Annotated in this window: 11 protein-coding genes; 5 read left to right on the top strand and 6 right to left on the bottom strand. The window is 46.0% G+C overall.

Features of this window, described 5'->3' with window-relative positions; all coding sequences use genetic code 11:
* Positions 1–151 precede the first annotated feature (151 nt).
* Positions 152–865 (top strand): DUF2161 domain-containing phosphodiesterase, encoded by a 714-nt coding sequence (locus tag RQP52_RS19545; protein ID WP_315953408.1) that lies wholly within the window; start codon positions 152–154, stop codon positions 863–865.
* Between the two features lie 7 nt (positions 866–872).
* Here RQP52_RS19545 and RQP52_RS19540 read toward each other — a convergent pair whose 3' ends face one another.
* The 5 genes from RQP52_RS19540 to RQP52_RS19520 all read right to left on the bottom strand — a co-directional run bounded on the left by RQP52_RS19540 (position 873) and on the right by RQP52_RS19520 (position 6440).
* The gene (locus tag RQP52_RS19540) at positions 873–1850 is read right to left on the bottom strand and encodes an NAD(P)/FAD-dependent oxidoreductase (RefSeq protein WP_315953407.1); all 978 of its coding nucleotides are present in this window, start codon (positions 1848–1850) and stop codon (positions 873–875) included.
* Positions 1851–1892: 42 nt separating this feature from the next.
* Positions 1893–3122 carry an MFS transporter gene (locus RQP52_RS19535; protein ID WP_315953406.1) on the bottom strand — a complete coding sequence of 410 codons (1230 nt, stop codon included), beginning with the start codon at positions 3120–3122 and terminating at the stop codon, positions 1893–1895.
* Positions 3123–3234: 112 nt separating this feature from the next.
* Positions 3235–4554, bottom strand: coding sequence for an ABC transporter substrate-binding protein (locus RQP52_RS19530; RefSeq protein WP_315953405.1), 1320 nt, complete (start codon positions 4552–4554; stop codon positions 3235–3237).
* Between the two features lie 165 nt (positions 4555–4719).
* On the bottom strand, positions 4720–5556 hold the full coding sequence (locus RQP52_RS19525) for a carbohydrate ABC transporter permease (protein ID WP_315953404.1): 837 nt from the start codon (positions 5554–5556) through the stop codon (positions 4720–4722).
* Positions 5556–6440, bottom strand: coding sequence for a carbohydrate ABC transporter permease (locus RQP52_RS19520; RefSeq protein ID WP_315953403.1), 885 nt, complete (start codon positions 6438–6440; stop codon positions 5556–5558). The genes RQP52_RS19525 and RQP52_RS19520 overlap by 1 nt, the downstream gene beginning before the upstream one ends.
* A gap of 158 nt (positions 6441–6598) precedes the next feature.
* Between RQP52_RS19520 and RQP52_RS19515 the strand changes: the two genes are divergently transcribed.
* Genes RQP52_RS19515 through RQP52_RS19500 form a run of 4 tightly spaced genes read left to right on the top strand, consistent with a single transcriptional unit; the run spans position 6599 to position 11601 of the window.
* Complete coding sequence (locus RQP52_RS19515) at positions 6599–8425, top strand: cache domain-containing sensor histidine kinase (protein ID WP_315953402.1); 1827 nt, start codon at positions 6599–6601, stop codon at positions 8423–8425.
* Complete coding sequence (locus tag RQP52_RS19510) at positions 8422–10050, top strand: response regulator (RefSeq protein WP_315953401.1); 1629 nt, start codon at positions 8422–8424, stop codon at positions 10048–10050. The genes RQP52_RS19515 and RQP52_RS19510 overlap by 4 nt, the downstream gene beginning before the upstream one ends.
* Before the next feature lie 52 nt (positions 10051–10102).
* Positions 10103–10534, top strand: a complete 432-nt coding sequence (locus RQP52_RS19505; RefSeq protein ID WP_157319491.1) for a hypothetical protein — start codon at positions 10103–10105, stop codon at positions 10532–10534.
* Positions 10534–11601, top strand: a complete 1068-nt coding sequence (locus RQP52_RS19500) for a phosphodiester glycosidase family protein (protein ID WP_315953400.1) — start codon at positions 10534–10536, stop codon at positions 11599–11601. The genes RQP52_RS19505 and RQP52_RS19500 overlap by 1 nt, the downstream gene beginning before the upstream one ends.
* Positions 11602–11921: 320 nt before the next feature.
* Here RQP52_RS19500 and RQP52_RS19495 read toward each other — a convergent pair whose 3' ends face one another.
* Positions 11922–12176, bottom strand: coding sequence for an AbrB/MazE/SpoVT family DNA-binding domain-containing protein (locus tag RQP52_RS19495; RefSeq protein ID WP_127457616.1), 255 nt, complete (start codon positions 12174–12176; stop codon positions 11922–11924).
* Between the last annotated feature and the right edge of the window lie 158 nt (positions 12177–12334).

Here is a 12334-nt window from a genome sequence, read left to right as displayed (position 1 = left end):
ACTCCATCACTTGAACTTAAGCTTCCCTGAATCTCCTACTCCATCACGTCTCTCAAGATGTACGTACAAGTACTTCTTCCCCTATTTTAACAAAACCTATGCTATAATGATACACACTGCCTTCATCGCAAGTAGGAGGAGAATAGCCATCATGCCCATTCAAACCGAAACGGAGCTCTACGCTCCGGTGAAACAATATTTCGAAGAGCGCGGCTATGCCGTTCGCGGAGAAGTGAAACATTGTGACCTAGTCGCCATTCGCGGGGATGAGCCCCCCATCGTCGTAGAGCTCAAAAAAAGCTTCAACATCCCGCTCCTTGTGCAAGGTATCGACCGCCTTCGTCTAACCGAGCAAGTGTATGTCGCTTTCGAATTACCTAATAAAGGGAAAGCTCCACATCGCTTGCAGTGGGAGGACATCCGGCGTCTCTGCCGCATGCTGGGGCTTGGGGTCTTAACCGTACAATTCTACAAACGCAAAAAACCCGCAGTCGATCTCGTCTGCGAGCCTACGCCTTATACATTACGCCATAACAAAAGAGCGGCTTTACGGGTCGTCAATGAATTCCATGAACGCAGCGGCGACTACAACGTAGGGGGCAGCTCCAAGCAAAAGCTAATGACCGCTTACCGTGAGAAATCGCTGCATTGCGCCTATTTGATGCGTGAGCATGGACCACTCAGTCCGCGGAAGCTGCGGGAACTGACGAATAACAAAGCCGTCAGTTCCCTGCTCCAAAAAAACTACTATCGCTGGTTTGTTCGCCAAAGCCGCGGCATCTATCACATTACTCCGCTTGGTGAAAAAGCTTTGGCAGACTACGTTCACGTAACGACCGCTTTTTCTCCTGCGGAAGCACCCTAAGAATTCCTTAAGAGCGAACGACCACTTTATGAGCGTTCGCTTCTTCTTTTAACATGAGCAGCACTTTGTTCATCCAGATGGCGGCTTGTGCGCCCTCGCCCATCGCAATCGTTACCTGCTCCGCATGAACACCTACATCACCGGCGGCCCAGAGGAACGGCACACTGGTCATTTTGGAACGGGCATCTGTCATGATGTGGCGATTTTCCAATCGTTCCGCACCTAGCTGACGAGCCAGATCCGACTTCACTTCATTTCCACCAAAAGCAATGAATCCGCGCTCCGCTTCCAGACGCTTCCCATTTACGGTCACAAGGCCGCCAAAAAGCCCATTTTCCTGTCCAAGTACCTCTTGAATATCATCCGCTATGTAAGTGATCCCTTTTTTCTTAAGCTCTTCCAGATTACTGCCTTTTACAGCGCACAAGCCATGGTTAACGTAAGTCAGCTTGTCCGTGCGAAGGCTGAGTTTCAGTGCCATGGCCGCTCCGACATCACCCGACCCCATCACAATCGTCGCTTTATTTCTTATTTCATACCCATCACAATCCGGGCAGACATAAATCGTTAATCCGAGGCAGGGCTTTAACCCTGGAATGTCAGGTATGCGATCCATCAAGCCTGTAGCTAGCAGCAGCGTCGGCGCTTCATATCCTTGACCAGACTTCCCCCATAACTCAAAGCCGTCGCCCGGCTTTCCTTTATTCACTGCTTGTACAACTTCATCCTGGGCAAAAGCTACCCCCAACCTCTCGGCCTGCAGCCTTCCCAGTCTCCGAAGCTCTTCTCCTGAAACACCATCTGGCCAACCCAGAAGGTTGTGATAACTTTTGCACAAGGTCGACCTGCCATAACCGGCATCAATCACGAGAACGCGGTGTTCATATCTGCCAAGCTGAATACCCGCCTGAAGTCCGGCAATGCCTCCGCCAACAATTATACTGTCATACTGTTCCATAACCTGAAGTCCCTCTTCTCCTATCATCTATCCCTAGGATAACCGGGCAAGGGTGCTTTCATGCTCTTGTTAACGATTCTTAATGGACCAGACCAAAGCGAATTGCGTAAGAGAAGCGATCATCAGAATCCACGGAATCATCCCGCCTTCCAAATCACTGCCAAATGTAATGAAGCAAAAAATAGAAATAACACGCCCTACATTTAGAAAAAGCTCTCGAACGACAACGCTTTCGACTTTCAATTCGCCCTTAAGCGGCAATTTGGCGATTAGCCCGTAGTAGTAACCCGTCATGGTATTGCCTTGCAGCGGCGAAAAGACCGAGTATAAAATCATAAATCCTACGACAGTCCAAATGGTGATGCTTCCTAATAAAAGCGACACACCTACCAAATACCCTATTGTGGAAATCGCTAGATACAAACGAGATTTGCTGCCCTGCGCATATTTGGAAATAAACATGCCCATGGCTATGCTTAAGCTGGAGTAAAGCACGCCTAGATAACCTACAATATCTTCCCGCGGCATGACTTGAAACAAGAGAATGTTCGGAAGGAATAACATCGTGCCTTGGAGTAAGCCCATACCGAAAAAACCAAGCAATGCCTTCAGCCAGTCTCGGTTTTTTTTCATAATGAGCCCAGTCCATTTTAAATAGTACACGCGATGATGTCCGCTCGAAGCTTTTATTTTCATAGATATCAAGGCAGCAAGTAGAAACATACAAAAAGCAATACCAAAAACGATGGTATAGCCGCTTAAGCCCTCTTTTAATCGAATAATAAACCCGGCAAGCGCCGGTCCTGCCAGAGAAGCCATCGTGAAGAAAATCATATTGTAGGCAAGATAGCGAATACGATTCTGCTCGGTTGAAACATCGTACATAAGCGTCAGATAACCTACCCAGTAAAAAGCAGCGGCGAGACCATTGAAAATGGCGAACGCTACATAATATTTCACAAGCGCTTCTTGCGCAATAATCACACTCAAGTAAAATAAACCGATCAGCATGATGCCTAAGCGGTACGAGACCATTCTGTCTTTCTTTTTGATCATCCAGCCGCCAAGGGCGAACCCAATCGGTGTCAAAATGTAAACGATAATGTTGTAAGTTCCATTCACGGCTACGCTGTGTGTTAAACGCCATAGATATAAGTTCAGAAACACACCCGACATCGAAGCGCCGAATTGAAAAGTAGAATGGATAATGAGCGAAATAATCGCTTCTCGCGTTAATCTTTTCTCTTGCGGCAAGGAGTTTCCCCTGCTTTGTAACCAAGTCTTGAATCGTAAATCCATCGTAGCCCCCCGCTCCTCAGTCTTCCTTATTGTAACAGCCCCCCCATCCTTCTGTTAAACGGCAAAAAGCCCCAGCTTTGGCGCTGAGGCTCTATTTCTATCCAATATCGTATTACTTCTTCAAGCTATCCCATGTTTTCTGGAATTCATCAAGCATTTGGTCCTTCGTATACTTCTTCGCGACATAACCTTGCATAATATCGCCGAATTTTTTACTGGATGCTTCGCCGCCAGGGAATTTGAACCAGTTCCAGCTCAATGTTTTACCAGCTTTGCTGTAGGAAATAATGTCTGCCGCCAATGGTCCAAGTACTTTCTCGTCAGCAGGAATGGATTTGAAAGCCGGGATGAATTTGAACTCGTCTGTGATATACTTTTTACCCACATCGGATGTTACCATCCAGTTCAGGAATTTCTTCGCTTCGTCTTTCACAGCGGAGTTTTTGTTGATTACCCAGTTGTTCGGAACACCAACAAACAATTTGTCGTTCGATGCAGCATCATCGTTGATCGGCATTGGCAAGAAGCCAACTTTAATGTCCGGGTTCGTTTTGGAAATTTGGACTTGTGTCCAGTTACCTTGCTGTGTCATAGCCGCTTTGCCGGTTGCAAAATCAGTTACTTGCGTGTTGTAGTCTGTTTGCAGCGGGTTTTTGTTACCATATTTCAATTGAAGATCAAATAAATTTACCCATTGATTAAATTGCTCATTACCCGGAATTTTCGCTGTTCCTTTGTTCAAACCGTCGATGAAAGCATTCGGATCTTTCTGATAAGCAAAAGGAAGGTTTACGAAGTGATTACCCAGTACCCACCACTCGCCATATCCGGTTTCAAAAGGTGTAATCCCTTGAGCTTGCAGCTTTTTAGCGGCATCTTCCAATTGTGTAATTGTTTTTGGAAGCTCTGTAATACCAGCTTTCGCGAACAAATCTTTATTGTATTGGAAGCCGTAGCCTTCAAGGTTCAGCGGTTGGCCGTATAGTTTACCATTTTTGGTCATTGGCTCTTTCGCCACGTCTACAAGGTCACTAACCCAAGGTTGATCGGAGAGATCTTCCAAGTTGTCGATCCATTTGTCCAGATCCGAGAAGCCGCCATTGTTGAAAATGTCCGGTTTGTCGCCGGAGTTGAACTTCGCCAGCAAAGCTGCGCCGTAATCTGCGCCGCCGCCTACCGTATCAATTTGAATTTTCACATTTGGATTCAGCTTTTGATATTCAGCTACCAATTTACCCAATTGATCAGCAATTTCTACTTTGAACTGGAACATTTTAATGGTTACAGGTTTACCAGCCGCAGCAGGTGTCGCTGATGCTGATGTCCCGGCTGAAGCAGCAGGCGCAGGTGTCTCTTCTTTTTTACCACAGCCAGCTGCAACCACAGAAAGTGTGAGTAATGCAGCCATACTGACCATCGTTAATTTTTTCATTGAGGTGAAGCCTCCCTTTTTTTGTTTACTCAGCTTACCCTGATAACAGGCCGTTCATTCCCTCGTCATCAGCTTACATGGTTTATTGTAAACACTTTCTTGAACCCTTAACACAGAGGATATTGAACATAAAGGTGGAAGATTTTGAACTTCCTAACAAAAATGTCACCCTTTTACGGAACCTGCTGTGATTCCTTCAACGATATGCTTCTGCATGGCCAGGAAGAAAATAACGATCGGTAGAACGCCGAGAGTTAGACCCGCCAAAGCCAAATCCCATTGCTTCGTATATTGACCAAAGAAGGAGAACGTCGCTAAAGGTATTGTTCGCAGCTCTGGACTGTTCAGCACGAGAGACGGCAGCAAATAATCGTTCCAGATCCATAAACTGTTCAAAATCACGACCGTCGTAGACATCGGTTTTAACAACGGGAACACGATACGCCAGAACACGCCATAGGGCGAGCAGCCGTCCACCGTGGCCGACTCTTCGATTTCGAGCGGAATCGATTTGATAAAACCGTGGAACAAGAAAACGTTAAGGGATACACCGAAACCAAAGTAACAAATAATCAAACCTATCTTGCTGTCCATCAGTCCAACTCCGCTCGCTACACGAACCAGCGGGATCATAATGGACTGAAACGGAATGACCATCGCAGCAACGAAGGCCAAGAAAATAAGATTGTTGAATTTACTTGGCTTCCGTACCATGCGGTAAGCAGCCATGGAGCTAATCACGACTAGCCCGATATTGCTGAAAACCGTAATGATTAACGAGTTCATGAAAGCGCTAGGGAATTTCATGATCGTCCATACTTTTTTGTAATTATCGAAATACAACGTTTGCGGCAGCTTTGCCGTACTGGCAGCGAGCTCCGGGAAAGTTTTGAGCGAGTTGACAATAACAAAGTAGAACGGAACTAGAAAGAGCAGAGCGATCAGGATACCCAGCACTTCAAGCGTGAATAAACGTCCGGAATATTTTTTGACTGTTTCCATTACACTTCAACCTCCTTGCGTTTCGTATACATGACTTGGATGGTCGAAATAATGGCCACTACGATGAAGAACACTAATGCTTTCGCTGTTCCTAAGCCATAGTTGTTATTGCGGAACGCTTCTTGATAAATATTGATCGACACGGATTCCGTGGAGTTGAACGGTCCGCCTTTGGTCAAGGAGAAGTTCAAGTCGAACATTTTGAAGTTCCACGAAATCGTCAGGAATAGACATACCGTAACCGCCGGCATAATGAGCGGAACAATAATACTTCTAAGTACTTGGAAACGGGTTGCTCCATCAATATAGGCCGCCTCGATCATATCTTTGGGCACATTGGAAAGCGCCGCAATATAGATGATCATTAAGTAGCCCGCACCCTGCCAAATACTAACGATCGCAATCGCCCAGAAAGCGGTAGGCGCGTCGCCCAGCCAAGGCAGTTGGAAAAAGCTCCAGTTCGTCAATTCGCCCAGTGTTCCGAAGCCTTTGACGAAAATAAACTGCCAGATGAACCCCAGCAGAAGTCCGCCGATGACGTTGGGCATGAAGAAAATGGTGCGCAGCACATTTCTCGTTTTCAGCGCTTGTGTTAGCAGCAGTGCCAACAGGAATCCGACAACATTCGTTAGAATAACATCCGTTACGGTAATCCGCGTTGTGAACCAGAAAGCGTTGCGGTAATCTTTGTCATCAAATAGAAGGTGTTTGAAATTGTCCAAACCGTTGAATTTCACGTTTGTCGTGACACCATTCCACTCTGTAAATGAATAATAAATGCTCATGAGAAAAGGAATCACTACAATGAGCGCGAAAAATAGGAACGCAGGTCCGATGAACACCCATTGCTGTAATAGTCCTGATAACCCCTTGCTCTGTTTCATGGGAATTTCCCCCTTACGATTAGGTAACTATAACCTATAGTATAAATACCTTTATCCTCCTGAAACACAGATAATCGTGATGCATTAGGTGGAATTTGTTGACCTCTACTGCTACAATAAAGGGTGAAAAGTCCACGAAGAAACCGAGTTGATTCGACATGTTTCGTCACAGCATACGCAATAAACTGATCCTTTTTCTGCTGATCGCCACACTCGTTCCATTCATTACCTCCATCGTAGTCTCCTATATATTCACCAAGGAAAAAGTCACCGAAGATACCATCACCAACAATTCGGCCCTCATCTCCCAAGCGAAATTGAATATATTAAACTATTTAAATGGGGTTGTCCAAGCATCTACGACGATCTATACAGGTCAGCATTTGTCAGAGCTCGGACAATTATACGATATTCTGGAACGTGAGCGGGATATCGATTATATGAGTGATAAAGTGATCAAAAGCGGGCTGCAGGTCATGTCGCATGCCGTTAAAGAGTTTAAACAAGTTTATTTGTATGCTTCTGTAAGCGACCGCTCCTTCTTGTCGAGTAACGATTTCACAGGAAGTACAACCGGGAAATATGAGTTTTTGCGTCCTTTTCCAGAAGGCAAAACCGTTTATTTTGAAACCACTCATTTGAATCACAGTTACAATATTGCAATTAACGTGTATTCTGCTCCAACACCGGTCCTGTCTATGCATCGCAAGCTGATGTACTCACCGAATAACACATCGATTGGGGAACTTATCATTGATCTTCATTTAGATCTGATATCGGAAATTTCCCAGAGCTTGTACACACATGACACAGAAGAATTGTACATTCTGGATAATGAGGGCTATATTGTTTTCGGTCCGGATCCTTCCAAATGGGGGCAGCGGCTTGAAGGCAGCTGGGGTAATGAAGCGATTCACAGCACATTGGATAAGGGCTCGTATGAATGGAGCAAAGGACCTTACGCCGGCATCAATGTTTTCGAAAAAATGAAAACGGACTATGTCGACTGGACGATTGTCAAACGTCTTCCATATGATCAATTAACCAAAAACGCCAAGCAATTAACACTCATCAACTCGCTTGTCCTGACTTTTTTCATGCTGATCGTTATCGGTGGAACGATCTATATTTCCATTCGTTTTACAGAACCGATCAAGCAATTGATCCGTTATATCACGCGCATTCAAGCCGGTCAGGTTCAACTGGGCCATATGCATAAAGATATCGAATTGACTCGCACCGATGAAATGGGCATTCTAGCCAATCGGTTCCACGGCCTCATGCAGGATTTGAATCAAATGGTCATGCGCGAATACCGTCTGGAGCTTGCGAACAAGTCCAATCAGCTTATGGCGCTGCAAGCTCAGATCAATCCGCATTTTCTGAACAATGCGCTGCAATCTATCGGTACGCTCGCTCTGCAGCACAATGCGCCCAAGGTGTATGCCTTAATCGCTTCCCTGGCCAAAATGATGCATTACAGCATGAATACGAATGAATCCGTTGTCCCTCTGGGCAAAGAACTTGAGCATATTAAAGCGTATCTGGAACTGCAAAAGCAGCGCTTTGAACATCAATTCCAGATCGTCTATGACATTGAGGAAGACACCAAGGCCATCTCGGTGCCCAAGATGATTATTCAGCCGCTTGTCGAAAATTATTTCAAACATGGTTTTAATCCAAGCGCAGCTGAAGATGGGCTCTTGCACATCCAAGCATCCAAACGGACAGAGGAAGACTATGAATTTTTAGAATTAATTGTTGAGGATAATGGAATTGGCGTTACGGAGGAGCGTTTACGCGAGATTAGAAACAGGCTGAATGCCCCCTCCACGGGCGATGAGGCCTGCATTGGGCTTAGCAATGTTCAAACTAGAGTCAAATTGTATTTCACGGATGACGCTACTCTTGACATTGAACATGCTCAGCCCCAGGGGTTAAGAATCGTCATCCATATCCCGATGAATAAGGGAGTTAACAGATGAAAGTTTTACTTGTCGATGATGAGAAACATGTACGCGATGCGATCCGGCTGCTTGTGAACTGGCAGCAGCACGGTATAGATACCATATTGGAAGCGCCGGACGGTGAATCCGCCACCGCGCTTATTGACCAGCACCAACCTGAAATCATTATGACCGACATGATGATGCCCATCATGAACGGCGTGAAGCTGCTGGAGTGGCTGCAAGCGAATGCACCAAACTCCAAAACGATTGTCATCAGCGGTCATGACGATTTCTCCTTACTGCGCCATACCTTGAAGTATGGAGGAACCGACTACATTCTGAAACCCATTGATCCGGATCAGCTGAATGAAGCGCTGGATAAAGCGATTCAGGCTTGGACCAAGGATGAGGAGCTTCGTCAAACCAATCGCGAGCTGAATATTGAAATGAATACGATTAAGCCGATGTATTGGGACAAGCTTCTTTCCGGCATCATCGCGGAGCCTTCCACGTATGAGAGCGCTGCTGAGCAACTCGACAAAGAGCTTCAGTTGACCCGGAACATCAACGAGTGCCGGGTTGCCATTTTATCGCTAGATACCATGGAGCGCAGTGTGAAAAATAAGTTCAGCCAGAACATGGATCTCTTATTTTTCTCGCTCATCAATATTTGCAATGAATTTCTCACGACGGATGGCCGCGGCTACGCTTTCCGCCATTGGCACAGTGATACGGAAATTGTCCTTCTATTATGGAAGGATCTGCTCGGCGCTGAAGGGTTTTTGGAAAAAATTAATGAAGGCATGCGCACTACCCTACACACACGCGTTGATTTTGGAATCGGCCGCTTGCATGCTTTTCCAGCTGATGTAACTTTATCTTATCAAGAAGCGCGTGATGCGCTTCGCAAACGCAACCTTAAAGCTAGGGATACCTGGATTCACAGCATGTTGAACCCTACCAAATCCCCTCAAGCTGCACCTACCTTCACCCAATATGAGGAGAAGATCAATCTGGCTATCCGCAGCGGGAGCATGGAGCAGATTGAGGATGCCATCCAGCAATGGATGGACACAGTCAAGCTAAGCGAGGTCATTACGCTGGAACAGCTCGATCTGTGGTGGCGCGAGTACACTGTCATGAAACGTCGCTGGGTGCAGCAGTTTTTCTCCGGCATTAGCGAGGACAAAGTCAAGGAGATGCTCGCGGATGAGCCAACGAGCGTCATTGTGCCGCTTGACGAACAGGGGATTCTGTCACTTTCACAGTGGCAGCAGGAGCTTACACGGAGTATCGTGCACATGTCCAAAATGCTGCTTGAGAATCAGCACAAGGACAAAAATGTTATTTTTGAAATTGCCGAATACCTGCAAAATCATTACCACGAAGATGTGACTTTGCAGGAAATAGCGAGCCGTTTTTTCCTGAGCCGCGAATATATTTCCCGCAAATTCAAGCAGGAGTTCGAGGTGAACCTCTCGGATTATTTAGGCCAGATCCGCATGAGCAAAGCGAAGGTTCTGCTGCGCAATCCGCATCTTCGGATTTCCCAAGTGGCTGAAATGGTCGGTTATCAGGATGAGAAGTATTTCAGCAAAGTTTTCAAAAAATTAGAGGGGATTACCCCCAATGAATATCGAAAAACATCGAATTCCATCTAAATTTCTGTATAAAATAGGGAATATGCTATACTAGGAGACAGAGGTGATTATCATGAGTATGCAAATCGAGACAACGACGGCGAATTCCTTCCCTCGCGCGGCCAAAGCCACAAAAGCTGGAAGAAAAACGTATGTTTACTTGTTTCTTGGTTGGGTCATGCTGATCGCAATCGGAGTGGCAGCAGCCATGCTGTATACAGAGCATTTAAGACAACAAATAGCAACCGATATCGCACAGCAAACCCAGCAGCAATTGCAAGTCGTGCAGGAAGATTATCAGAAGCAAGTGACCGACTTGAAAGACAACGTTTCAACAGAGATGAAAGCTTTACAGACCAAGGTAGACTCCTTGAATGAACTGCTTGCCTTCACGAAGGACAGCGCCAACAGCAAGACCGATAATAGCAACCAGCTTTACACCCAGCTGGCTGATGTGAAGAAGAAGCTCGATGAGCTGCAGAAGAACTTGGATGTGCTGAAATAATGACGACCATTCAAGGTATCAATCGCGTCTTTCTGCTGGCTTGTGCTCCGTTCGTGGGCATGTTGATTTGGCTGCTTTTCGTTACCGCGAGTATCCCTATTCATCCATGGTCAACTGCACCCGCAGTTCCGGTTTCCTTTCAGCAAGAATCGTCTGCACTTGACAACTTGCTGACCAAAGCAACGACGGATGCTGCGCAAACAAAGACGATTATTCAGAAATATTTTGAACTGTACGAGAAAAGCACAGCCGAAGTCACTGCGGCCCTTCAGAGCGCGACAGCCCAAGTAGCCAAGCCCGGCATCATCTATGATGCGCGGATTACCGCGAAGCTTGGCAGTCCCATTCGCCAAGCCTCATCGGGCAATATCGATTTGAAATTATTTGCTTTGAGTGAAAATAACTACAAAGGTTATGCGCTTAAAGTAAACCTCAAAAGCGATAAAGCCATTAAGCTTGTTCTTGGCAAGGATAAAATGGGCTCCAGCGAGACCACTTTGGAAGCTGTGTCACGCTACGGCGCTATTGCCGGCGTAAACGCAGGAGGCTTTGCCGATGACAGCAAAGGCAAACGCTACCCGCTCGATACGACGGTGATGAACGGCAAGTACTTAAACGGCTTCTTCCCGACGAAAAATGATACGATTTTCATCGGATTGAATAAAGACCGCCAGCTGATCGGCGGCAAGTTCAGCTCCCAAGCTGAGCTGGACAAGCTGAATCCGCTGATGGGTTCGACCTTCGTTCCGACGCTCCTCAAGAACGGAGCCAAAGCGACCATCCCGTATCAGTGGCAAAGCTCGCCGGCGCGTGCTGCCCGAACCGTGATGGCCAATTACAAGAACGACCAGCTGTTGTTTATCGTGACCGATGGTTATGACGAAAGCGGCAACTCAGGTGCAACGCTTGCTGAGCTGCAGGACAAGATGCAGCAGTTAGGCATTGTTGACGCTTATAATCTGGATGGCGGCGGTTCTACTACGCTAGTCATGGGTGGAAGCGTCATTAACCGCCCGTCCGATGGGAAGCTGAGACCGCTGGCTACAAACTTTTTATTTTTCAAATAACTGAAATTATTCACACTTTATTCGTTTCTTTTTTTAGGATGGTTGGGTATAATAAGCCTTAACTATATGCTTTTACGTTCTTTAACCTATAGGGGGTGCAGCAATGTTTGGCTTATCAGCAACATTTTGGCTCGTTAATTCCGTTTTTGTGCTATTTCTCGTCGCTATGATGACGGCTTCCTATAACGAGGACAAAACTAAGGGCCTGTAAGTTTACCAAAGACCATCGGAATGTATCATTCTGGTGGTCTTTTTTACGTTCGGCTAAACGAAAAAAAAGCACCTCTTTCCCTGAAGGAAAGACGATGCTTTTTTCATTATTAGGCTCTCACTTTAAGTACATTCATTTCTGTTACACAAGTGCTGCATATGTAACGTTCTTTGAATTCACTCACGCTCTCCATACTGCCGCAAAATACGCATTTCGGGCGGTATCTCTCCAAAATGATATGATCACCCTGTACCAAAATCTCGACAGGATCCCCTTCATTCATTTGATATCGTTTACGTAACGATTTAGGCAGAACAATACGTCCCAATTGATCGACTTTACGAACGACTCCGGCTGGTTTCATCATAGGACTTCACCTCTCTTCCGCTATCATTTTCTATGCTCGCGTGTTGGCTTAGCATATCTATACGGACTGATAGGGAATACTATTCGCCGTTGGTCAAGAAACTCCTTCTAATTAAAAGCCGAAATTTCTTTTATTGTCAATTTTGTCGACACAGA

The organism is Paenibacillus violae (assembly GCF_032461945.1).
Taxonomy (GTDB): domain Bacteria; phylum Bacillota; class Bacilli; order Paenibacillales; family NBRC-103111; genus Paenibacillus_E; species Paenibacillus_E violae.
The sequence above is the reverse complement of the archived record's forward strand: the minus strand, read 5'-3'. Positions and strand labels throughout refer to the sequence as shown.